The sequence below is a fragment of the Agromyces sp. 3263 genome (assembly GCF_031456545.1).
Classification (GTDB): Bacteria; Actinomycetota; Actinomycetes; order Actinomycetales; family Microbacteriaceae; genus Agromyces.
The window spans coordinates 2,697,428-2,720,903 of record NZ_JAVDUV010000001.1 but is presented as its reverse complement, the minus strand read 5'-3'; the positions used below and the strand labels follow the sequence as shown (position 1 = coordinate 2,720,903).

At 73.5% G+C, this 23,476-nt stretch carries 18 protein-coding genes; 8 read left to right on the top strand and 10 right to left on the bottom strand.

Going from position 1 to position 23,476, the window contains the following annotated elements; all coding sequences use genetic code 11:
- Positions 1-124: 124 nt before the first annotated feature.
- Positions 125-1,339 (bottom strand): NADP-dependent isocitrate dehydrogenase, encoded by a 1,215-nt coding sequence (locus J2X63_RS12405; protein ID WP_309977483.1) that lies wholly within the window; start codon positions 1,337-1,339, stop codon positions 125-127.
- A 219-nt stretch (positions 1,340-1,558) separates the two neighbouring features.
- Between J2X63_RS12405 and J2X63_RS12400 the strand changes: the two genes are divergently transcribed.
- Both J2X63_RS12400 and J2X63_RS12395 read left to right on the top strand, forming a co-directional pair.
- On the top strand, positions 1,559-2,011 hold the full coding sequence (locus tag J2X63_RS12400) for a GNAT family N-acetyltransferase (RefSeq protein WP_159603567.1): 453 nt from the start codon (positions 1,559-1,561) through the stop codon (positions 2,009-2,011).
- A 23-nt stretch (positions 2,012-2,034) separates the two neighbouring features.
- Complete coding sequence (locus J2X63_RS12395) at positions 2,035-2,349, top strand: MGMT family protein (RefSeq protein WP_309977480.1); 315 nt, start codon at positions 2,035-2,037, stop codon at positions 2,347-2,349.
- A gap of 6 nt (positions 2,350-2,355) precedes the next feature.
- Here J2X63_RS12395 and J2X63_RS12390 read toward each other — a convergent pair whose 3' ends face one another.
- Positions 2,356-4,149 carry a sensor histidine kinase gene (locus tag J2X63_RS12390; RefSeq protein WP_309977478.1) on the bottom strand — a complete coding sequence of 598 codons (1,794 nt, stop codon included), beginning with the start codon at positions 4,147-4,149 and terminating at the stop codon, positions 2,356-2,358.
- Positions 4,149-4,811, bottom strand: coding sequence for a response regulator transcription factor (locus J2X63_RS12385; RefSeq protein ID WP_309977475.1), 663 nt, complete (start codon positions 4,809-4,811; stop codon positions 4,149-4,151). Before J2X63_RS12385 ends, J2X63_RS12390 begins: the two co-directional genes overlap by 1 nt.
- Before the next feature lie 222 nt (positions 4,812-5,033).
- Here J2X63_RS12385 and J2X63_RS12380 point away from each other — a divergent pair, with 222 nt between their 5' ends.
- Together J2X63_RS12380 and J2X63_RS12375 are read left to right on the top strand one after the other, a co-directional pair.
- Entirely contained in the window at positions 5,034-5,651 is a 618-nt protein-coding gene (locus J2X63_RS12380; RefSeq protein ID WP_309977473.1) for a hypothetical protein, read from the top strand.
- Entirely contained in the window at positions 5,648-6,961 is a 1,314-nt protein-coding gene (locus J2X63_RS12375) for a type III PLP-dependent enzyme (protein ID WP_309977471.1), read from the top strand. Before J2X63_RS12380 ends, J2X63_RS12375 begins: the two co-directional genes overlap by 4 nt.
- 107 nt (positions 6,962-7,068) lie before the next feature.
- Here J2X63_RS12375 and J2X63_RS12370 read toward each other — a convergent pair whose 3' ends face one another.
- The 3 genes from J2X63_RS12370 to J2X63_RS12360 form a co-directional block, all read right to left on the bottom strand.
- Positions 7,069-8,877, bottom strand: a complete 1,809-nt coding sequence (locus J2X63_RS12370; protein WP_309977469.1) for an ABC transporter ATP-binding protein — start codon at positions 8,875-8,877, stop codon at positions 7,069-7,071.
- Positions 8,874-10,748: an ABC transporter ATP-binding protein gene (locus J2X63_RS12365; RefSeq protein ID WP_309977467.1), complete on the bottom strand. Its 1,875-nt coding sequence runs from the start codon at positions 10,746-10,748 to the stop codon at positions 8,874-8,876. The genes J2X63_RS12370 and J2X63_RS12365 overlap by 4 nt, the downstream gene beginning before the upstream one ends.
- 144 nt (positions 10,749-10,892) lie before the next feature.
- Positions 10,893-11,027 (bottom strand): hypothetical protein, encoded by a 135-nt coding sequence (locus J2X63_RS12360; protein WP_309977465.1) that lies wholly within the window; start codon positions 11,025-11,027, stop codon positions 10,893-10,895.
- 151 nt (positions 11,028-11,178) lie between these two features.
- Between J2X63_RS12360 and J2X63_RS12355 the strand changes: the two genes are divergently transcribed.
- From J2X63_RS12355 to J2X63_RS12340, 4 genes are read left to right on the top strand one after another with little or no spacing between them, the layout of a single operon-like run.
- Entirely contained in the window at positions 11,179-14,283 is a 3,105-nt protein-coding gene (locus tag J2X63_RS12355; protein WP_309977463.1) for a hypothetical protein, read from the top strand.
- A complete protein-coding gene (locus J2X63_RS12350; protein ID WP_309977461.1) occupies positions 14,280-17,027 on the top strand; it encodes an FtsX-like permease family protein in 2,748 nt (915 codons plus the stop codon). Before J2X63_RS12355 ends, J2X63_RS12350 begins: the two co-directional genes overlap by 4 nt.
- A complete protein-coding gene (locus J2X63_RS12345; RefSeq protein ID WP_309977458.1) occupies positions 17,024-18,040 on the top strand; it encodes an ABC transporter ATP-binding protein in 1,017 nt (338 codons plus the stop codon). The genes J2X63_RS12350 and J2X63_RS12345 overlap by 4 nt, the downstream gene beginning before the upstream one ends.
- Complete coding sequence (locus J2X63_RS12340) at positions 18,037-18,735, top strand: ABC transporter ATP-binding protein (protein WP_309977455.1); 699 nt, start codon at positions 18,037-18,039, stop codon at positions 18,733-18,735. Before J2X63_RS12345 ends, J2X63_RS12340 begins: the two co-directional genes overlap by 4 nt.
- On the opposite strand, the gene ddaH is transcribed toward J2X63_RS12340, so the two are convergent.
- From ddaH to purN, 4 genes are all read right to left on the bottom strand, one after another.
- Complete coding sequence (gene ddaH / locus J2X63_RS12335; protein WP_309977453.1) at positions 18,707-19,963, bottom strand: dimethylargininase; 1,257 nt, start codon at positions 19,961-19,963, stop codon at positions 18,707-18,709. The genes J2X63_RS12340 and ddaH overlap by 29 nt on opposite strands.
- 30 nt (positions 19,964-19,993) lie before the next feature.
- Positions 19,994-21,091 (bottom strand): Glu/Leu/Phe/Val dehydrogenase dimerization domain-containing protein, encoded by a 1,098-nt coding sequence (locus tag J2X63_RS12330; RefSeq protein ID WP_309977451.1) that lies wholly within the window; start codon positions 21,089-21,091, stop codon positions 19,994-19,996.
- 126 nt (positions 21,092-21,217) lie between these two features.
- Complete coding sequence (purH, locus tag J2X63_RS12325) at positions 21,218-22,828, bottom strand: bifunctional phosphoribosylaminoimidazolecarboxamide formyltransferase/IMP cyclohydrolase (RefSeq protein WP_309977449.1); 1,611 nt, start codon at positions 22,826-22,828, stop codon at positions 21,218-21,220.
- The gene (gene purN, locus J2X63_RS12320; RefSeq protein WP_309977447.1) at positions 22,825-23,418 is read right to left on the bottom strand and encodes a phosphoribosylglycinamide formyltransferase; all 594 of its coding nucleotides are present in this window, start codon (positions 23,416-23,418) and stop codon (positions 22,825-22,827) included. Before purN ends, purH begins: the two co-directional genes overlap by 4 nt.
- Between the last annotated feature and the right edge of the window lie 58 nt (positions 23,419-23,476).

The window sequence follows — 23,476 nt, the reverse complement described above, 5'->3', positions numbered from 1 at the left end:
CGCCCGCGTTACCGAGTTGTGACCTGCTCCGGGTCGTCACGCGGGTGCGACGTCGGCGGCGGCCGCGCGCACGACGAAGGGGCCGGATGCCGCAGCATCCGACCCCTCCGTGAACCGAGTGCGGCTACGCCAGGCGCGCCTTGAGGTTGTCCGACAGGGTCTGCAGGAACTCCTCGGTGGTCTGGTACGCCTGCTCGGGGCCGACGAGGGCCGCGAGGTCCTTCGTCATGGCGCCCGACTCCACGGTCTTGATGACGACGTCCTCGAGCGTGAGCGAGAAGTCGATGAGCTCCTGGTTGCCGTCGAGCTTGCCGCGGTGCGCGAGGCCGCGCGTCCAGGCGTAGATCGAGGCGATCGGGTTCGTCGAGGTGGGCTTGCCCTGCTGGTGCTGGCGGTAGTGGCGCGTGACCGTGCCGTGCGCCGCCTCGGCCTCGACGACCTTGCCGTCGGGCGTGGCGAGCACGCTCGTCATGAGCCCGAGCGAGCCGAAGCCCTGGGCGACGGTGTCGGACTGCACGTCGCCGTCGTAGTTCTTGCAGGCCCAGACGTAGCCGCCCTCCCACTTGAGCGAGGCGGCGACCATGTCGTCGATGAGGCGGTGCTCGTAGGTGAGGCCGGCCGCGTCGAACTGCTCCTTGAACTCGGCGTCGAAGACCTCCTGGAAGAGGTCCTTGAAGCGGCCGTCGTAGGCCTTCAGGATGGTGTTCTTCGTTGAGAGGTAGACCGGGTAGTTGCGCGAGAGGCCGTAGTTCAGCGAGGCGCGGGCGAAGTCGCGGATCGACTCGTCGAGGTTGTACATGCCCATGGCGACGCCCGAGCCGGGCGACTGGAACACCTCGAACTGCTGCGGCTCGGAGCCGTCCTTCGGGGTGAAGGTCATGGTGAGGGTGCCCTCCCCCTCGAACCGGAAGTCGGTGGCGCGGTACTGGTCGCCGAACGCGTGACGGCCGACGATGATCGGCTTGTTCCAGCCGGGCACCAGGCGGGGGATGTTCGAGATGATGATCGGCTCGCGGAAGATCACGCCGCCGAGGATGTTGCGGATCGTGCCGTTCGGCGAGCGCCACATCTTCTTCAGGCCGAACTCCTCGACGCGGGCCTCGTCGGGGGTGATCGTGGCGCACTTCACGCCGACGCCGTGCTTCTGGATGGCGTGGGCGGCGTCGACCGTGATCTGGTCGTCGGTCTCGTCGCGCTTCTGGATCGAGAGGTCGTAGTACTCGAGGTCGATGTCGAGGTACGGGTGGATGAGCTGGTCCTTGATGGCCTGCCAGATGATGCGGGTCATCTCGTCGCCGTCGAGCTCGACGACCGTGCCTTCAACCTTGATCTTGGACAACGTGGATCTCTCCTTGGATCTCTCGGGGAATTGAGGAAGTCTCGTGGGGCGGACACGCCGCCAGCCAGCTTACCGCGTCCCGCGAATATCTCGACATCGAGACAAATGTCGGGCTCGCTCCCCCGCGATGCCGCAATGCGGCGCCCCGCGTCCGCGTTCGCCCTGAGCGTTCGCCTCGCGGCTACCTGCCCCGGGGCGCCACACGTTAGCCTTGGCTCCATGGCTGAACTGCGACTCGAAGAACTGAACGCGACGAACATCGTGGCCGCGAACACCCTGTCGCTGAAGCCCGGGCAGGAGCAGTTCATCGCTCCCGTCACCTACGCCGCCGAAGCCTCGGTCGTGAACCCCGCCACGGCGTGGCAGCGCGTCGCCCGCTCGGAAGACCGGGTCGTCGGGTTCATCCACGGCAACTTCGATCCCGAGAACGAGCACGAGGAGTTCCGGGCCTGCATCTGGCGCATCAACGTCGACGCCGAGGCGCAGGGCAAGGGCGTCGGCCGGTTCCTCGCGCACGCTCTCGCTGAAGAGGCCAAGCGTCGCGGATTCGACCGCATCACCGTGCTCTGGGAGCCGGGCGAAGAGGGCCCCGAGGCGTTCTTCCACCGCATCGGCTTCGTCGACGTCGGCGAGACCGCCTACGGCGACGTGATCGGCGCGCTCGAGCTCTGAGCACCTCGGCACAGGGCGATCGGATGCCGCAGCCGCCGGCCGGCTTCGTCGAAGCCGTGCTCGCCGTGGTCGACGACATCCCGCCGGGCTGCGTGGCCACCTACGGCGACGTCGCCGCCATCCTCGGCTCGCGCGGAGCGCGGGCCGTCGGCCAGGTGATGGCGCGCTACGGGTCGGACGTCGCCTGGTGGCGCGTCGTGCGCGCCGGCGGCCGACCGCCGGCCGGCCACGCCGAGCGCGCTCGCGCGCACTACGAGCGGGAGGGCACGCCGCTCCGGCCGGCGGACGACGAGGACGGCTACCGCATCGTCATCGCGGCGTGCCGCTGGCGGCCCTGACGCCCGTCACTCGCTGAGGCCGCCCCCGAGCGGCATCCGGACCGACAGCGTCGTGCCCGCCCCGGGCGGGCTCTCGAGCTCGAGCGTGCCGCCCACCGCGTCGACGCGGTCGGCGATGCCGAGCATGCCCGTGCCGGCGTCGAGCGATGCTCCCCCGGCGCCGTTGTCGCGGACCACCAGCTCCAGCTCGTCGCCGACCACATGCGCGCGCACCCATGCCCGGGTCGCTCGCGAGTGCTTCGCCACGTTCGCGAGCGCCTCGGCCAGGACGAAGTAGGCGGTCGACTCGATGAGCTCGGGCAGCCGCCCCTCGGCCTGCACGTCGACCACGACGGGAACCGGGCACCGGCCCGCGAGCTCGGGCACGGCGAGCGCCAGTCCGCCCGACGAGAGCAGGCTCGGGTGGATGCCGTGCGCCAGCTCTCGCAGTTCCCGCAGCGCCTGGTTCAGCATCGAGATCGTGCTCTCGAGCTCGGTGGCGAGCTCTACCTCGTCGGCGTCCCGTGCCGCATTGGCGGCCAGCCGCAGCCGCATCCCGAGAGACACCAGGTGCTGCTGCGCTCCGTCGTGCAGGTCGCGCTCGATGCGGCGCCTCGCCTCGACGCCTGCCTCCACGATGCGCTGGCGCGACTGCCGCACCTGTTCGAGGGTGCGCTCGATCTCGGAGCGGAGCCGGCCGTTGTCGACCGAGAGGCGCAGTGCGCTCGACACCCCGTCGAGCAGTCGCATGTTGTCGGTCAGCACCCGGTCGTGCCGGATGAGCGCGATCGGCGCCCCGAGCGGAGACGCGACGGGGAGGATGCTGTGGCTGCCCCGCGGATCGGCGGCGTCGGGCTCGATCGGCGTGCCCGCGGCATCCGCGTACCGACCGCGCTCCTCGTCCCACCAGTAGACCCGCACCGACGCGTCGCGGAGGGTGCGGGCGAGCGATTCGGCCCAGAGGCCGCGGTCGGCTCCCTCTCGGGTGATGCGCATGAGGTCGGCGACGCGCGACCGCATGTTGCGCGCGTGCGCGACTCCCGCGTCGAAGCTCACCGGGATGGACGCGATCGCGATGAGCGAGACGGTGGCGAGCACCGTGTCGGTGGTGGTGGCCGTCGCGTACGTCACCGCCTGCGCCGCGAGCGTGCTGGCCCAGGCGAAGAGGGCGAGGGGCATGAGGAACGCGACCGTGCGCGCCGGCACGCTCGCGCGCACCCAGCGCACGAGCAGGCGTCCGGCGATGACCAAGGCGAGCCCGACGCCGACGATGCGGTACCCGACGTCGATCGCGGCGAACAGGGCGGGCGCGTCGACGACCTGGTACGGGTTCGGGGCGACGCAGCCGCACGCCACCGCGTCGGGCGTCGCGAGCAGCACGACGCCGAGCAGGTTCACGGCAGAGGCCGCGATCGCGATGCCCGCGATCCACCGGTCGACGCGGTCGGCGAGGAACCCCTTCGGGTAGACGAGCACGATGACGCCCGCGATGACCGCCCACCACAGGTCCACGCCGCGGACGATCGGCCACAGCCAGTCGATGCCGCCGATGACGAAGTAGATCGACTGCGGGATCCACAGCACGACGAACGCGATCATGAGCCGCGCCGGGGCGCGCGTGGGGCCGATCCGCCATGCCACGCCGGCGCACGCCGCGAACACGAGCGGCACGATCGCGTGGAGCGTCGTGTACGAGACCTCCGGCCGCTCGGCGGTGGGCGTGGCGAAGTAGCCGGCGACCTCCATCCAGAGGCTCAGCGCGACGGCGATGACGATGGCGACGGTGCGCCTGGCGATCCGGCCCTTGCGGCCGGGGGCCATCACCGTTCGCCGAGGAGCGTGAGCACGGCGAGCACGCGCCGGTGGTGCTCGGGCGACTCCTCGAGGTCGAGCTTCTGCAGGATGCTGCGCACATGCGTCTCGACCGTCTTCAAGCCGAGGAACAGCGTCTGCGCGATGCCGCCGTTCGAGTAGCCCTGCGCCATCAGCTCGAGCACCGACCGCTCGCGTTCGGTGAGCCTCGACAGCGGGTCGTCGGCGCGGGTGCGCTTCACGAGCTGCTCGACGACCTCGGGGTCGACGACCGAGCCGCCCGAGGCGACCGTCTCGACCGCGCGCACGAGCGTCTGCGGTTCGGACACGCGTTCCTTCAGCAGGTAGCCGGTGCCGCTGCCTGCGCCCATGACGCGGAGCGCGTACTCGGGCGTGGCGTACATCGACAGCAGCAGCACGCCGATCGTCGAGCCCTCGGCGCGCATGGTCTCGAGGGCGGCGATGCCTTCGTCGCGATAGCTCGGCGGCATGCGGATGTCGAGCACGGCGGCATCGACACCTCCGCCGCGGACGACCTCGAGCAGCTCGTCGCCGGTGCCGACCGAGGCGACGACCTCGATCCCACCGCCTTCGAGGACTTTGGCGATGCCCTCGCGCAACAGCAGCGCGTCATCGGCGATCGCGACGCGCAGGGGGCGGGCGTCGTTCATCGGGGGCCTCCGTTTCGCGGGCAGCGTCCACCGTCCGGGGGTCGCCACCCGTCTGTGCCGAGCGTACCGCCTGGGAACCGCCCCCGGTTGGTCCCAGTTGTGGGGGCACTCGCCGCCGTTCCGCGGTGCCGGATGCCCCGTCGTCGCGTTCAGTGGCAGCACGCATCGCGTGGGGGTGGTCGCCCGGATCCCGCCGCATCGACGTCGGCGGAGGATGCGGGCATGTCGATGGGACGCGCGCGTGCGTGGAGTTGGGTCGGGCGGTACCTGCCGCTCGAGGTGCTCGGCACGATCACGGCGCTCGTCGCGGCATCCGTCGGCTACCGGGTCAGCGGTTCCCTCGTGGTCGCCGCCATCGCGGGGACGCTCGGCGAGAACGTGGGCTACTACGCGCTCGTCGTCGTGCGGGCGGTGCGGGGCCACGCGGGCTCACGGCGCGTGCAGCGCCTCCCGGGCCGAGGACGCCGCGCCTGGGCGACCGCCTGGCTGGCGGCGCGCGCGGTGGCGGCCGAGTTCGGGCCGGCCGAGCTCGTCGACTCGCTGCTCGTGCGCCCGGTGCTGCTCTGGGCGGCCGCCGCGACGTGGGGCGCGCATCCGGCGGCCTGGCTCGCCGGCAAGCTCGCCGCCGACGCGGTCTTCTACGCCATCGCGATCGTGTCGTTCGAGACGGGCCGCCGGGTGATCCTGCCCGACGGCGGACGCGTCGACACGGCGACCGGAGACGCGGCATCCGGGCACATGGCATCCGGGCACATGGCATCCGGGCACGCGGCATCCGGGCACATGGCATCCGGCACGGCCGTCGGCTCCGAATCACAGCCGGAAGGGGCGCTGAGATGAGCACCACCATGGCGGACCGGTCGCGTCGCCTCGCGACGCGCATCGGACGCGCGACCGCGACCGGGACCCGCGACGCGACGGGCCGACCCGTCGCCCACCGCGAACTCGTGCGGCGCGAGCTCGCCGCCTACGCCGACGGCATCGACCTCGCCGGGCTCGTGCGCGAGCACGGCAGCCCGCTCTTCGTGCTCGACCCCGACCGGGTGACGACGCAACTCCTCGCCCTGCGACGCGAGCTGCCCATGGCGGGCGTGCACTTCGCGACGAAGTCGTTGCCGCATCCGGCGGTGATCCGCGCGGTCGATGCGTTCGGCGCGGGCTTCGAGGTGGCGTCCCGCGGCGAGATCGACCTGCTCGAGCGCGCGGGCATCGCGACGGCGCACTGCCTGCACACGCACCCCGTCAAGACGGTCGCCGACCTGACGGGCGCGTACCTCCGCGGCATCCGCACGTTCGTCGTCGACAACCCCGCCGAGGTCGCGAAGTTCCGGGGGCTGCCACCGGACGTCGCTGTGCTGGTGCGCCTGTCGTACCCGAACCCCGGGGCGAAGTCGGACCTCTCGTCGAAGTTCGGCGTGCGGCCCGACCACGCCGCACCGCTCGTCGCCCAGTGCCTGCGCGAAGGACTGCGGGTGGCCGGATTCACCTTCCACGTCGGAAGCCAGACGGCGTCGGCCGCGCCGTGGGCGCACGCCATCCGGCAGACGCTCGCGCTCATGCAGCGTCTCGAGGCCGCGTTCGACGTGCGGTTCGACACGCTCGACCTCGGCGGCGGGTTCCCCGTGGGGTACGACGAGCCGGTGCCGTCCCTCGCCGAGCTCGCCCGCGGCATCCGCTCGGCCCTCGATGGCGTGCCCGACCGGTACCGCATCCTCATCGAGCCCGGACGCTTCGTCTCGGCGCCCGCGATGACCCTCGTCACGCGGGTGGTCGGCGTGGCCGAACGCGCCGACGGCCGCTGGGCCTACCTCGACGAGGGCGTGTACGGCGCCTACTCCAACATCCCCGCCGAGGACGTGCACGCGCTCGTCTTCGCGGCCTCGGAGCTCGGCGGCGCGATGGGTGGCGTGCCCGGCGGCGCCGCCGGCGCGGGCTGCGGCACGGGCCGTGCGGACGATCGCGCGCGCGTTCCCGTCACCCTCGCCGGACCGACGTGCGACAGCGTCGACGTGATCGCCCGCCGCCTGCCGCTGCCGCCGCTCGCCGAGGGCGACCTGCTCGTGAGCCCCATGATGGGCGCCTACACGGCCGCGACGGCCACCACGTTCAACGGCATCGCGCCGACCCCGGTGGTGGTCGTCCCGGCCTGACCTCCGGCCCGCGCCGGGAGGCGATTCGCACCGGGGAAGGTGCGATCCCGTGGAATCGCCCTCCCCCGGTGCGAATCGCCTTTGCTCGGGCTGATCGGCTCGGTCCGCTACACGAGCGAGTCGCGCCAGGCCGCGTGCAGCGCCGCGAACCGCCCCGACCCGCCGATGAGGTCGGCGGGCGCGCCGTCCTCGACGATGCGCCCGTGCTCCATGACGAGCACCCGGTCGGCGATCGCCACGGTCGACAGGCGGTGCGCGATGATCACGGCCGTGCGGTCGGCCAGGAGGGACTGCAGGCCCTCCTGCACCGCGCGCTCGCTCGGGATGTCGAGCGACGACGTCGCCTCGTCGAGGATCAGCACCGCCGGGTTCGCGAGGAACGCGCGCGCGAACGAGATGAGTTGCCGCTGGCCGGCCGAGACGCGCCCCCCGCGCTTGTTCACGTCGGTGTCGTAGCCGTTCGGCAGGCCCTCGATGAACTCGTGGGCGCCGACCGCGCGAGCGGCCGACACGATCTCGTCGAAGGTCGCGTCGGGCTTGCCGAGCGCGATGTTGTCGGCGACCGACCCCGAGAACAGGTACGCCTCCTGCGTGACCATGACGATCGCGCGCCGGAGGTCCTTCGGGTGCAACTGCCGCAGGTCGATCCCGTCGAGCTCCACCACGCCGTCGCTCGGGTCGTAGAACCGGGCGATGAGCTTCGCGAGCGTCGACTTGCCGGCGCCCGTCGACCCGACGAGCGCGATCGTCTGGCCCGCCGGGATGTCGAGGTCGAACCGCGGCAGGATGACGCGGTCGCGCGTGTACGCGAACTCGACGCGCTCGAACCGCACGTGTCCGTCGGCGTTCCAGAGGTCGACCGGACGTTCGGGGTCGGGCACGCTCGGCTCCTCCTCGAGCACGCCCGAGATCTTCTCGAGCGCGGATGCCGCGGACTGGTACCCGTTGTAGAACATCGCCATCTCCTCCATCGGGTCGAAGAAGCGCTTGGTGTAGAGCAGTGCCGCGAGCAGCACGCCCACCTCCATGCCGCCGTCGACCACGCGGAATCCGCCGACGACGAGCACGGCCGCGACGCAGACGTTGCCGATCAGCAGCAGGCCCGGATCGTAGATGCCGAACAGCTGGATGACCTTCGCGTTCACGCCGCGGTAGTCCTCGACGAGGTCGCCGAACTCCTTCTCGTTGCGCTGCTCCTTGCGGAACGCCTGCACGGCGCGGATGCCCGTCATCGACTCGACGAAGTGCACGATGAGGCTCGCGCTGGCGACGCGCGAACGCCGGAAGAGCCGCTGCGACCGCACCTGGAACCACCGCGTGAGCACGGCGAGCGGCACGAGCGCGGCGAGCAGCACGAGCGCCGACGTCCAGTCGAGGAGCGCGAGCGCCGCCGCCGTGAACGACATGTAGAGCGCCCCGCGCACGAGCTGGTTGATGCCCTCGTCGAGGAGCTCCCGGATGGCGTCGAGGTCGCTCGTCTGCCGGGAGATGATGCGGCCCGACGTGTAGGACTCGTGGAACTCGAGCGAGAGCTTCTGCGTGTGCAGGAACACCCGCGTGCGCAGGTCGAGCAGCACCGCCTGGCTGATCCTCGCCGACAGCCGGATGTACCACGCGATGAGGAACGCGCCGGCCGCGCCGGTGAGCAGGTACGCCACTCCGGCGAAGCCGACCGGCATCCAGTCGCCCGCCATGAGCGCGGGCAGGCCCTGGTCGATGCCGTAGGCGATGAGCGCCGGACCCGCGACCTGCGCGCCCGTCGAGATGACGATGATCGCCATGGTGATCCACAGCCGCGCCCGCACCGGGTGCAGCAGCGAGCCCAGCAGCCGCAGCGACCGCTGCCGGATCTGCGTGGACTCGGCCTTCGTGAAGTCGTGGCGTTCCTCGCCCTCGACGCCCGTGACGGTGCTCATCGGGTCGCCTCCTCTCGTGCGATGGGTTCCATGCCGGAGGCCTGTGCGGCCTCCCGCTTCTCCTCGTCCTCCAGGCTGGAGATGACGAAGGCGTAGTGTCCGTTCTCGCGCAGCAGCTCGGAGTGCGTGCCGACGGCGGTGACCCGCCCGTCCTCGAGGAGCGCCACCCGGTCGGCGAGCATGACCGTGGACGGGCGGTGCGCCACGATGAGCGCGGTCGTCGACGCGAGCACCTCGCGCAGCTCCGCCTCGACGCGTGCCTCGGTGGCCACGTCGAGTGCCGAGAGCGGGTCGTCGAGCACGAGCACCGCGGGGGATGCCGCGACGGCGCGTGCGAGCGCGAGCCGCTGGCGCTGCCCGCCCGAGAGGCTCATGCCCTCCTCGCCGACCTTCGTGTCGGGGCCGTCGGGCAGGTCGTGCACGAAGCCGGCCTGCGCGATGCGCAGCGCCTCCTCGAGCACCCGGTCGGCCTCGGCTCGCACCTCGGGGTCGTCGCCGGCGAGCTCGGGGCGGCCGAGCAGCACGTTGTCGCGCACGGAGGCGCTGAACAGCGTGGCGTCCTCGAAGGCCATCGCGATGTGGGTGCGCAGCTCCTCGCGGGAGAGCGCCCGGATGTCGACGCCGTCGAGCGTGATCGAGCCGCCCGTCACGTCGTAGAGCCGCGTGGTGAGCGCGGTCATGGTCGTCTTGCCGCTGCCCGTGAGGCCGACGAGCGCCATGGTCTCGCCCGGCTCGAGCACGAGGTCGACGCCGTCGAGCAGGTCGCCGAAGCGGTCGGGCGAGTCCTGGTAGCGGAACCGCACGTCGTTGAACGCGAGCTCGCCGCGGGGACGCTCGATCGTGACCGGCGCCTCGGGGTCGGTGATCTGGTTCTCGCTGTCGAGGATGTCGAAGAAGCGGTCGGTCGCGGTGCGCGCGTCGACCGAGAACGCGAGCAGGAATCCGATCGACTCGATCGGCCACGCCAGCACGGTCGCGGTGGCGAAGAACGCGACGAGCTCGCCGACCGAGAGCACACCCTGCGACGCCAGCCACACGCCGAGCACGAGGCACACGGCGAGCGCGACGGTGGGCACGACGAGGATCCACGCCCAGATGCCGGCGTCGAGCCGGGCCTTCTCGATCTCGGTGCTGCGCAGCGACTCGGCCTGCGCGCGGAAGGTCGTGAGCGCGTGCTTGCCGCGCCCGAACGCCTTGAGCACGCGGATGCCGTGCACCGACTCCTCGACCGCGGTGGCGAGGTCGCCGGCCTGGTCCTGGCTGCGACGCGACACCTCGGAGTAGCGGCCCTCGAAGCGGTAGCCGACGATCCACAGCGGGATCGAGCAGACGAGGAACACCACGCCGAGGATCCAGTTCATCGACACGAGGATCGCGAGGCCCACCACGATCACGATGAGGTTGACGACGAGCAGTACGAGCCCGAAGGACAGCCACCGCCGGATGATGTTGAGGTCGCTGACCGCACGCGAGAGCAGCTGGCCGCTCGGCCAGCGGTCGTGGAAGCTGACGGGCAGGTCCTGCAGCTTGGCGTAGAGCGCGTTGCGCATGCGCGCCTCGACGTGGGTGCCGGGCTTCAGCACGAACCAGCGGCGGAGCGCGATCATGACGGCCTCGAGCACCCCGAGGCCCAGCACGAGCGCGGCGAGCGGGAGGATCGCGCTCGCGTCGCCGTCGGCGAGCGGGCCGTCGACGATCGACTGGAGCACCTGCGGGATCGACAGGGCGATGAGCTGCGCGCTCAGCGAGGCGGCCATGCCCGCGATGATGAACGGGATGGCGGGGCCCGCGTACTCGCGCAGCCGGAGCAGCGCGCGCACGGTGCCGGGGCGCGCGGGTGAGGGGTCCTGGTGGAGCGGGGTGGCGGACAAGCCGGTTCCTTCCGGAGGGAGGCGTCAGGGCGTCCTCGTGGGACGCCGACGACGTGTCGGATCGAGCGGACGCGCACGGCGGCGACGTCGGATGCGGGGATACCGCGGAATGGGCAGGCTGCGCCTGCGGGGCTGGGGCGGAAGCTACCCGGAGAACGCCTCGATGAGGAGGACCGGGCGGGCAGCGCCGTCGACCGCGACCTGGCGGGCGTAGCTGTCTGTCTGCATGGTGTCCTCCTGCGTCGTCGTCTTCGAACCCTCGTGGCCGTCGGATATCACTCGAAGACCAGCCCTTCAGACTAGGGGGTCCCGTCGGCAGGCCGCAAGACCGAATTCGAGCGCTAGGCTGTGCGGATTCGTCACCGCGCGGGGTGGAGCCCTGCAGCATTCCCGTTCGCGCGCACCTGGACCGACGACACGAGGAGATCGCGTGGGAGCGATGCGGATCGCGTTCGCGCGCGCTGCGGCGCGTGCCGGGGTGCTCGGTTCCATCGCGGCCGTCGTGTTCCTGCTCGCCGGCCTCGGCACGGCGGTGGTCGACTCCGTCTCGGGCGCCGCGACGACGGGCCTGCGCGAAGGCCTCGCCGCGGCATCCGGAGCCGACGGCGCGGCGCGCTGGCAGATCCGCGTCGCGGCGGACCCCGACGCGCAGGCGGAGGCCGCGGCATCCGTGCTCGACCGCATGCTCACCCGGCACGGCGCGACCTGGCGCCGCTCGGTGGAGACCGCGCCGGTGGACGCCGTCGCCGATGGGCAGGCGTTCGGCGCCGTGCTCCTCGCCGATGAGGGCGTGCCCGAACGGGCGGAGCTCCTCACCGGGGCGTGGCCGGGCGACGCGCAGGCCGACGCCGCGGCCGCGGAGGCGGACGCGCTGCCCGCGACGCTGCACGCCGACGCGGCGAGCGCGCTGGGACTGCAGCCCGGCGACCTCGTCGAACTGCAGGACGGCGACGGGCCCGAGCGCCTGCTCGTCGTCGGCACCTGGCGACCGCTCGATGCGAACGAACCGGCGTGGTTCGGCGAGCCCGTGATCGCGACCGGCACGGTGCCGGGTGGCGCCGGGCCGTTCGTGGTCGGCGACGACGCGCTCGTCGACCTCCCGGCGGCCACGATCGTGCGGTGGACCGCGCTGCCGGATGCCGCGGGCGCGACGCCCGACCAGGCGGCGGCCCTGCGGGCCGTGCTGCCCGACGTCGAGCCGGCGCTCCGCGCGGAGGACGCGATCGGTGCCGATGGCCTGAGCACGTCGGGCGGGCTCGACGCGACGCTCGACCGGCTGCTCGCCGGTCTCGGCGCCGTGCGCGCCATCGCTCCCCTGCCGATCCTGCTGCTGGCGTTCGCCGGGTTCGCCGCCCTCGACCGACTGGCCGCGCTCCTCGGCGCCGCGCGGCGAGGCGAGACGGTGCTGCTCCGGGCGCGGGGCGCGTCCGCGTCGCGACTGGCTCGCGACACCGCCGTGGAGGTGCTCGTGGTCGGCATCCCCGCGGCGGCGCTCGGCGCGGCGGCGGGCGAGGCGGTGCTGGCGGTGGCGCGCCCCGGCGAGGCGCGCAGCTGGCAGCTGGCGGTGCTCGTGGCATCCATCGCCCTCGTCGGTGCGCTGCTGCTCGCCGCGGGCCGCGCGTGGCGCGATGCGACCAGGCCGGTGGTGCGCGGGGCCGGCGACGAGGTGGGCCGGGCGCCGCGGGCGGCAGCGGCCGGTGCGGTCGTGCTCGTGGCCGTGGCGGCCGCGGTGTCGCTGTGGCAGTTCCGGCTGTACGGGTCGCCGCTCGTCGCGAGCGCGTCGGGCACGCCTGAGGTGGATCCGGTCGCGGTGCTCGCGCCCATGCTCGTGCTGCTCGCCCTGAGCCTCGCCGCCCTCGGGCTCGCGCGACCGGCGGGGAGCCTTCTCGAGCGGATGGGCGCCCGCAGCCCGGGGCTGGTCCCGTCGCTGCCCATGCGCCAGCTCGCCCGGCGCGCCGAGCTCTACGCCTCGGCGTCGCTCGTGGTGATGCTCGGCGTGTCGGGGCTCACGCTCGCGGCCGCGTTCGCGGGGAGCTGGCAGGCGTTCGACCGCGAGGCGGCGGCCATCGCCACCGGCGGCGACGTCCGCGTCTCGTTCGCCGGCCGCGACGTCGTGCAGGGCGCCGACCCGCTCGCCCTCGCGGATCCCTTCGCGGGCGTCGACGGGGTCGGCGCGAGCGGCGCGGTGTACCGCGGCGAGGCCCGCATCGGGTCGGATGCCGCGGCGCTCGTGGCGTTGCCGGCCGACCGGCTGGCGGGCATCGCACCCGGCGCCGCGAGCGCCGCCGACATTGCCGAGCTCGACGACCTCATCGCGTCCGGCCGAGCGGCGGCACCGGCCCTGCCCGCGGGTGCGGACGCCGTCACGGCGGGCGTCGGCATCGAGGCGGCCGCCGGGACGCCCGGCACCGTGACCGTGTCGGCGTGGGTCCTCGGGCCGTCGGGCGAGGCGAGCCGGCTCCCGGGCGTCGCCTTCCCGGTGGCGGCGGGCGGCGGCACGGCCGAACTGCAGCTGCCGGATGCCGCTCCCCTGCGCCTGCTCGGATTCGAGGCCGCGCTCGCCGGGTCCCAGGGCGCCGGGCCGGTCACCGTCGCCATCGACGACGTGCGGGTCGAGGGCGGCGCGGACGCGGACGGCGACGACGGCAACGGCGCCGACGGCGCACCTGCGTCCGCCTCGGGCGACGTGGAGCTGACCGCGACCGCCCCGAGCGGCCGCGTCGTCGCGACCGCGCCCGACGTCGCCTCGGCCTCCGACGATGCGCACCCCGTGCCCGTGCTCTTGGGCGAGGCCCTCGCGGCACGCATCCAGGCCAAGCCCGGCGACCCGCTCGCCTTCCGCATGCTCACCGGCGGGGCCGACGTCGACGCCGTCGTGGCGGGCGTCGTGCCCGCCGTGCCCGGTGCCGGCGACCTGGGCATCCTCGTCGACCTCGGCGCGCTGTCGGCGGCGGCCTTCTCGGGCGACGCCGGCGTCCCCCAGTACACCGAGCGATGGCTGGCGACCGACGGTCCGCAGGCGCTGGCCGAGCGCCTCGGGCGCGAGCGGTCCACGGCGTTCACCGTCGCGACCCGCGCCGACGCCTCCTCGTCGGGCCTCATCCAGCCCGCGGTCACCGCACTCTGGGCCGGGGCGGCGGGCGCGCTCCTCTTCGCACTCGTCTCGCTCGTGGCGCTCGTCGCGGCCCTCGGCCGGGCCCGGCTCGGCGAGGTCGTCGTGCTGCGGGTCCTCGGCAGTCCGGCGCGCGTGCAGGCCCGCGCCCGGTTCGCCGAGCTCGTCGCCGCCGTCGGGGCCGCGACGCTCGTCGGCATCGCGGTCGGGGCGGTCACGGCGTGGGTCACCGCCCGGGAGCTCGCACGTGCGTCGGTGGCCGGCGCCCCGGGAGCCCTGGCCGTGCCCGTCGACCTGGCGTGGCTGCCGTGGGCCGCCGGCCTCCTCGCCTTCCTCGCAGCGTGCGCGGCCGTCGGCGGCGGTGCCGCGGCATCCGTCGGTCGCCTCGCGTCGCGACCCGGACTCCGGGCGGAGGACGCATGAGCGCGCGGTCGCACCTCTCGACGCCCGGTCTCCTGCGCCGGCAGTTCCTCGCCGGGCCGGGGGCGTCGATCGCGCTCGCCCTGCTCGTGCTCGTCGGTGCCCTGCTGGCGACGGCGGTGCCCCGCGCCGTCGCCGCCCTGCACACCGCCCAGCTCGCCGAGCTGCTCGACGGGGTCCCCGCGAACGGGCTCGACCTCACCGCAGAGACGCGGGCGCACCCCGACGTCGGCGCGTCGTCGGGCGGCACCTCGCTCGACGGCGACGTCGACGCCGTGTGGGGCCGCCAGGAGGAGGCGCTCGTCGGCATCCGCCGCGCCCTTCCCCAGCCCTTGCGCGGGATCACCGGCGAGCCGCTCACCGTGCTCACAGCCGGGCCGCTGCGGGCGATGGTTCCGGACGCCTCGCCGAGCTCGCCCGTGTACCGCATCCTGCCGGGCTTCGACCCGCGCCTGCGCGAGCACGTCGAGCTGACCTCGGGCGCCTGGCCGGCACCGATCCCCGGCGACGGGCTCGACGGGGTCACCGCGGTCGACCTCGTGCTCGTCGACGCCGTGGCGGAGCGCATGGACTGGGCGCTCGGCGAGGAACGGTTCATCGGCATCGGCAGCATCAACCAGCCGGTGCGCCTGTCGGGCACCGTGGCCCCGATCGACGCGGCCGATGGCGTGTGGACGCACCTGCCCACCACGCTCGAACCGGGCGTGGTCGACAACGGCCTGGCCCCACCGCAGATCACCGGCACCGCGTTCATGGATGCCGGATCCTGGCCGGCGTTCGCCGACGTCAACGTGCCCTCCACGATGCAGGCGTGGTTCCCGGTGCGCACCGAGCGCATCTCCGCGCCGGAGTCCGCGCAGCTGCAGGCGCAGCTGGGCGAGTTCTCGAGCGACGTGCGCGTCATCGGCTCCGGGGAGTACCGGGGCTGGGTGCCGACGGTGGGCGAGGTGAGCTTCCTCAGCGGGCTCGGCGCCTCCCTCGGCGAGGCGGCCGCCACTGCGGCAGCCGGCGACGCGGTCCTCGCGACGATCGCGTCGGGACCCATCGGCGTCATGGTCGCGGTGCTCGTCCTCGGTGCGCGCGTGGTGTTCGAGCGCAGGCGGGCGGGGCTCGAACTGGCGGCGGCTCGCGGTGCCTCGATCGGCCAGCTCCGCGGCATCCTCGCGATCGAAGGCCTCGCGATCGGGATCCCCGCGGCCGTCGTCGGCGGGCTGCTCGGCACCCTCGCGGTCGCCGCCGACGCCGGATACGGCGGATGGCTGCTCGCGGCGGTCTTCGCCGTGACGCCTGCCCTGCTGCTGGTGGCCTCGGCGCCGGGCCTGAGCCCGCTCCGTCGCGCGCGCGCCGACCTGGGCGGCAGCGCTCCGGGACGGTTCCGCTGGATCGCCGAGCTGCTCGTGCTGCTCGTCGCCGTCGCCGCGGTCGTGCTGCTCATGCGCCGCGGATTGGCGACCTCGGCGGCCCAGGCGGGCGTCGATCCGCTGCTCGCCGCCGTGCCGCTGCTGCTCTCGCTCGTCGCGTGCCTCGTGGCGCTGCGCCTCTACCCGATCCCCCTCGCCGGGCTCGTGCGGTCGATGGCCGCGCGGCCCGGCCTCGTCCCGTTCCTCGGGTCGGCGCGCGCACTGCGCGACCCCAGTGCCGGGCTCGTGCCCGTGCTCGCCGTCGTCGTCGGGGTGTCGGTGGCGGTGTTCTCCTCGGTGCTGCTCGGCACGGTGCGCGCCGGGATCGACGACGCCGCCGCGGCGCGGGTGGGTGCGGATGCCGCGGTGTCGGGCCTCCCGTTCACGCGGGCTCAGCTCGACGAGTTCCGCGCGGTGCCGGGGGTCGAGGCGATCGCCCCCGTGTACTCGACACGCGGCTCCGACCTCATCATCGACGGGCGGCAGCGCACCACCACCCTCATCGTGGTCGACACCGCCGAGATGCGCCGCGTGCAGGCCGGGCGACCGGATGCCACGCCGCTGCCCGAGGCGCTCGCCACCCCGCCCGGCGATGACGGCGTCCCCGTGCTCGTCTCGGGCGTCGTCGACCAGGTCATCGGCGCGGCCGACGACGTCGAACTCGACGGCGAGCCGTTCCACGCCCTCGCCGTGGTCGATGGCGCCACCGCGTACTCACCGCGGTCGAACTGGGTGCTGATCGATCGTGCGAACGCCGAGCCGTTCACCGACACGCTGGTGCCGCGCGCCGTGCTCGTGCGGTTCGCCGCGGGCGGGGATGCCGCCGAGACGACCGCGGCCCTCGCGACGATCGCGGGTGACGGCGCCACGACGGTCACCGCGACCGATCTCGCCGCCCAGCTCGGCGGGCAGTCCACGACCCGGGGACTGGTGACCGCACTCGTCGGCGCCATCGCCCTCTCGAGCCTGCTCACGGTGCTCGCGATCGTGCTCACGCTCGTCGTGGGCCGCCCCTCGCGCGAACGACTGCTGCCGCTGCTGTCCACGCTCGGCCTCGGACGGCGGGGCGAACGGGCGCTCGTCGCCTGGGAGATCGGGCCGGTGGCGGTCGTCGCCGTGGTGGTGGGCGCGGCGCTCGGCGCCGTGCTGCCGTTCGTGGTGCTGCAGGGCGTCGACCTGCGCGCGTTCACGGGCGGCGACGCCCAACCCGCGGTGGTGTACGACCCATGGCTCATCACGGCCGTGCTCGCCGGCTCGGTGCTCGTCACCGCGGTCGCCGCCGCCGCGGCATCCGGTGTCGACGGTCGCGTGAACGCGGCGCGCGCGATGCGCAAGGAGGAGGAATGATGTTCCCCATGGCCGACCAGCTCGCCGAGCCGCACATCCTGTGCACCGACCTCGTGCGCATCTTCACCGCCGACGGCGTCGAGGTGCAGGCCCTGCAGGGACTCAACCTGCGCGTGGGCGCCGGCGAGATGGTCGCCGTCGTCGGCGCCTCGGGTTCGGGCAAGTCGACGCTGCTCACGATCCTCTCCGGCCTCGACACCGCCACGGCCGGTGTCGCCCGCGTCGCCGGGCACGACCTGCTCTCGATGCGGTCGCGCGAGCGGGTGGCCTATCAACGCCGCACCGTCGGCTTCGTCTGGCAGCAGACCTCGCGCAACCTGCTTCCCTACCTCACCGCCGGCGAGAACGTGGCCCTGGCGATGAACGTCGCCCGCACGCACCGGGGCGCCGAGCGGGCGCGTCGCGTCGACGAGCTCTTGGAGCTGACGGGCGTCGGCGAGGCGCGCGACCGCCGGCCGGGCGAGTTGTCGGGCGGCCAGCAGCAGCGCGTCGCGATCGCCGTGGCCCTCGCGAACGCCCCGCTCGTGCTGCTCGCCGACGAGCCGACCGGCGAGCTCGACGAGGCCACGTCCGCCGCCGTGCTCGACGCGATGCGCGGCGTGAACGACGAGCTCGGCGTGACCACCCTCATCGTGACGCACGACCCGACCGTGTCCGACCACGTCCGGCGCACCGTGCAGATCCGCGACGGCCGCACGTCGACCGAGGTGCTGCGTTCCACGCGCCTCGACGAGCACGGTGCCGAGCAGCACGTCGCCGAGGAGTTCGCGGTGCTCGACCGCGTGGGCCGGCTCCAGCTCCCCCACGAGTTCGTGCAGCGCCTCGACCTGCGCGAGCGGGTGCGCCTCGCCCTCGAGCCCGACCACGTCGGGGTCTGGCCGGGCCACGAGGGGGCGGATGCCGCGCCGCGACGGGTCGGCGAGGAACCCACGCCGTCCGGCGACCCCGGCGCCTCGGACCGACCCACGGGAAGCGGCCGGCACGCGGCATCGGGCCAGGAGGAGGACGCATGACGACGCTTCGCGCCGAGGCGGTGAGCCGTGTGTTCGAGACCCGCGGCGAGGCGGTGCACGCCGTGCAGGACGTGTCGCTCGAGGTGCGCCCCGGGGAACTGCTCGTGGTGACCGGGCCGTCGGGAGCCGGCAAGACGACGCTGCTCAACCTGCTCGGCGGCCTCGACCGGCCGACGAGCGGGCGCGTGCTCCTCGGCGACGACGAGCTGTCGGCGCTGGGCGAGGACGAGCTCGCGGCCGTACGCCGGGATCGGCTCGGCTACGTGTTCCAGTCGTTCGGGCTCATTCCGGTGCTGTCCGCCGCCGAGAACGTCGAGGTGCCGCTGCGCCTGCAGCGGATGGCCGCCGCCGAGCGGAACGCGCGGGTGGCGGAGTCGCTCGAGCTCGTGGGACTCGCCGGCCACGCGGCGCAGCGGCCCTACGAGCTCTCGGGCGGTCAGCAGCAGCGCGTCGGGATCGCCCGCGCCCTCGCGGCACGCCCGCAGCTGCTGCTCGCCGACGAGCCCACCGGCCAGCTCGACAGCGGCACGGCGGCCACCGTCATGGACCTCATCGGCGAGCTCGTGCACGCACGCGGCGTGGCCGCCGTGGTGACCACCCACGACCCGGCGCTCGTGCGCCGGGCCGACCGCGTGCTCGAGCTGCACGACGGCCGGGTGCGGGCGACTACCGCACCCGCACCGACAGGCACGTGACGCCGGCCTCGAGCTTCTCGAACTCGTCGATCTCGACGGTCACCACCCGGTAGCCCAGGCCGGCGAGCATCGCGGCGGTCTTCGGGGCCGACGACGACATGAGCAGCGACTCGGGCGACAGCTCGACGACGGCGACGCCCTCGGGCTCGGGCACCGGAAGGAACCGCGGGAAGAGGCTCGGCACGTCCACGAGCGCCGGGTCGCCGATGATGGTGCCGTCGGGCAGCGCGGTCATCGTGCTCTTCAGGTGGAGCGCCTTCGTCACGGGCACCGCGACCACGGAGTAGCCGTGCGGGGTGAGCAGGGCACGGAGCTGGCGGATGCCCTCGGCGTTCGTGCGCGTCGACGCGCCGACGTACACGGTGGACTCAACCTTCAGCACGTCGCCGCCGTCGAGGGTGCCGGGCAGCTCGATGCGTCGCACCGTGACGCCGGGAATCGTGGCGACCGTGCGCTCGACCGCCTCGACCTCGGACCGGCGCGACTCGGCGCCTGGGCTCGTGATGATCGCGAGGTCGCCGAAGAGCACCACCGTGTCCTCGACGAACACCGAGTCGGCCAGCTCGGGGGCGGCGTCGACCTCGAGCGTCTCCCAGCCCTCGGCGACGAGCGCGGCGCAGTAGTTGTCCCACTGGTCGTCGGCGCGGGCCTTGTCGACCGGATGCCGCTCGCGGTGGGTCAGCTCGCCCTCGTCGAGGTTCGACGCGGGGATGCGCACGAGCGCCATCCGGCGGGCGGGGCGCCTCGGGGCGTATCCCATGATGCCCAGGTAGACCTTCGGCGCGAGGAAGACCTCGCCCGCGATCACGGCGAGGACGAAGACCAGGTTGAGGCTCACGAGCGAGCCGACCACGAAGAGGAAGAGCGGCCCGCTGAACGGATTGCCTGCCGCGGTCGCGGTGAACGTCGTCGCGATGAGCGCGGCCAGCGCGCCGGAAGCGAAGCCGGTGATGAGCGCGAGGAACCACGCCCGCGTGGCGCCCACGGCGTTCGCCACGGCGAGCAGCACCCACGCGATGAGCGCCGCCAAGGCGAAGTGGCCGAAGAGCTGGTCGAACACCTGGGGCGACTGCCCGTTGCCGATGAACAGCGCGAACAGCGCCACGAACATCGCCCCGACCGCCACCACGCCCGACGAGGCCAGCACCGCCAGCACCCGCCGGCCCCTCGTCGGGGCCGGCCTGTACCGGGCAGGGGCGGGCGTGGGCGTGGCGGCGGGGGACGTCATGGCACGAGCCTATCGGCCGGTGCCGGCCCCTCAGCGCGCGGCGTCGAGGCGTGCCCGCGCGAGCCGCTCGGCAGCCGCGAGGGTGGTGGTGCCGTGCTCGTCGGCCGAGCGCAGCACGGAGGCCACGGTGTCGCCGATGCCCGCGATCCGCGCGTCGAGGGCGGCCTGGTCGGCGCCGGGCTCGCTCGCGACGTCGAGGTAGATGACGCCGCCGGCGTTCACCACGAAGTCGGGCGCCCACACGATGCCGCGCTCGGTGAGGAGGCCGGCGACGTCGCGCGAGGCGAGCTGGTTGTTGGCCGCGCCCACCACGGCGCGGACTCGCAGCGACTCCACGACCTCGTGCGTGAGCACGCCGCCGAGCCCGCAGGGAACGAACACGTCGGCCTCGACGAGGTGCGCCTCGTGGGGCTCGACCCAGGCGGCGTCGCCGAGCTCGTCGGCGAGCGCGCGCTTGGACTCCGCGACATCCGTCACGGTGAGGCGCGCACCGGCGGCGGCGAGGCTGCGGGCGAGACGACCGCCGACCTGGCCGAGACCGGCGACGACGAAGTGGCGTCCGGCTACCTCGGGCGAGCCGAAGACGTGGTCGAGGGTGGCGAGGATGGATGCGTGCACGCCGGCGGCGGTGGCATCCGCGGGCTCGCCGACACCGCCCTGCTCGGGCGGGAGGCCGCACACGTGCTCGGTGCGCTCGTGCACGACGGCCATGAGCTCGGCACTGGTGCCGACGTCCTCCGCGGTCATGTAGGCGCCGCCGAGCGACTCGACGGCGTCGCCGAGGTCGAGCATCGCGTCGCGGGTGGTGCGCTCGTCGAGCGTGACGCCGGCGGGGATGCACACGACCGACTTGCCGCCGCCGCGCGCGAGGCCGGCCGCGGAGTTCTTCATGGTCATCGCCTGCGAGAGCCGCAGGGCATCGGCGAGGGCGTCGGTCCAGTGGCCGTAGCGCCAGAGGCGGGCGCCGCCGAGCGCCTGGCCGAGTCGCGTCGAGTGCACGGCGACGACGATGGTGAGGCCCGAACGCGGGCCGCGGGTGATGAGGACCCGCTCGTGCTCGGGAGCCTCGGTGGGAAGTGCTGCGCTGACCTCGGCGGCGGGCTTGGCCGGGGCGTGGGTGATCGTCATCGATCGTTCTCCTTGTTCATCCGCTTCGTGGGCGGAACGGTGGTGGGCGCCTTCTGAGCGCCGCTCACCTCAAGGGTACCGCCGTCGCCGGCGGGCGGATGCCGCGGCATCCGCCAGCCGCACGGCTCAGTGGAAGAAGTGCCGCTCGCCGGTGAAGTACATCGTGACGCCGGCCGCGCGGGCCGCCTCGACGACCTCCTCATCGCGAACGGAGCCGCCCGGCTGCACCACCGCGCGCACGCCCGCGTCGAGCAGGATCTGCAGTCCGTCGGCGAAGGGGAAGAAGGCATCGGATGCCGCGACCGACCCCGCGGCGCGCTCCCCCGCCCGCTCGACCGCGAGCCGGCACGAGTCGACGCGGTTGACCTGGCCCATGCCGACGCCGACCGACGCACCTCCCGACGCGAGCAGGATCGCGTTGGACTTCACGGCACGGCAGGCCCGCCACGCGAACTCGAGGTCGGCGAGGGTGGCGTCGCCGGCGGGTTCGCCCGCGGCGAGGGTCCACTCCGACGCAGCGGCGAAGTGCCGGTCGGCCTGCTGCAGGAGCATGCCGCCCGAGACCTGCCGGAGTTCCACCGCGGTGGGCGTGAACCCCTCGGGCAGGGTGAGCAGCCGGATGTTCTTCTTCTGCGTGAGCAGCTCGAGCGCCTCGCCCTCGAACGCGGGGGCGACGAGCACCTCAGTGAAGATGCCCGACACCGTCTCGGCCATCGCACGCGTGACGATGCGATTCGCGGCGATCACGCCACCGAACGCCGACACCGGATCGCACTCGTGGGCGCGCCGGTGGGCGTCGGCGATGGGGTCGGATGCCCCGGCCGACGCCACGGCGATGCCGCACGGGTTCGCGTGCTTGATGATCGCCACGGCGGGCTCGTCGAAGTCGAACGCGGCCCGTACCGCGGCATCCGCGTCGACGTAGTTGTTGTACGACATCTCCTTGCCGTGCAGCTGCGCGGCCTGCGCGATGCCCGGCCGGCCGCCCTGGGATGCGTAGAGCGCTGCCCGCTGGTGCGAGTTCTCGCCGTATCGGAGGTCGGCGTCCTTCGTCCAGCTGCCGGCGACCCAGGCGGGGAAGGGCGATTCCTCGGCGGGCTGGTCGGGAGCGACGACGCTGCCGATCCACGACGCGACCGCGATGTCGTAGGAGGCCGTGTGCCGGAACGCCTCGCGTGCGAGGACCGTGCGCTGCGCGAGCGTCGTGCCGCCGGCCTGCACGGCGGCGACGATCTCGTCGTACCGGTCGGGCGACACCACCACGGCGACGTTCGCGTGATTCTTCGCCGACGCACGTACCATCGCGGGCCCGCCGATGTCGATCTGCTCGACCACGGCGTCGGGCTCGGCGCCCGCCGCGACCGTCTCGGCGAACGGGTAGAGGTTCACGACGACGAGTTCGAACGGCTCGATGGCGAGTTCGGCGAGCTCCGTCTCGTGGTGCTCGAGGCGCAGGTCGGCGAGGAGGCCCGAGTGCACGGCGGGGTGCAGCGTGCGCACCCGTCCGTCGAGGTGCTCGGGGTAGCCGGTCACCTCGGCGACCTGCGTGACCGGCAGTCCCGCATCGGCAATGGCCTTGGAGGTGCCGCCGGTGGACACGATCTCGACGCCTGCCGCCACGAGGGCGCCGGCGAGCTCTACGAGCCCGCGCTTGTCGCTCACCGCGATCAGCGCGCGGCGCACGGGGACGACGTCGCGGTGGCGGTAGAGGCCCGGGTCGATGCTGGCTCCGCTCATGATGCGGTGAGCTCCTTCAGGTCGATGTGCGAGTTGGCGATGTCGAGCACGGCCTGGATGAGCAGGCGACGTTCGACGGGCTTGATGCGGTCGTGCAGGGTCGACTCGGTGTCGCCCGGCAGCACCGGCACGCGCTCCTGCGCGATGATGGGGCCGCCGTCGACGGAGTTGTCGACGACGATGAGGCTGGCCCCGGTCTGGTCGACCCCGGCCGCGAGCGCGTCGCGCACGCCGTGCGCGCCGGGGAACTCGGGGAGGTAGGCCGGGTGCGTGTTGATGAGGTACGGCGAGAAGGCGTCGACCACGCCGGCCGGCACGAGGCGCATGAGCCCCGACAGGATCACGAGGTCGGGCTCCCACTGGCGCACCTGCTCGATGAGCGCGTCACCCCATGCGTCGCGGTCGGGATACGCCGTGTACGGGACGGTGAAGGTGGGGATGCCGAACTCCTCGCCGAGCACGAGCCCGTCGGCCTCGCGGTCGGCCCCGATGGCGACGACCCGCGCCGGGAACTCGGCGTCTTCGGAGGCTTCGAGGAGGGCACGGAGGTTCGAGCCAGTGCCCGAGATGAGCACGACGAGCTTCTGCACCCCTCGAGCCTACCGGCTGCTCGGATGCGCACCGCGCGAGGCATCCGTCGCTCAGCGG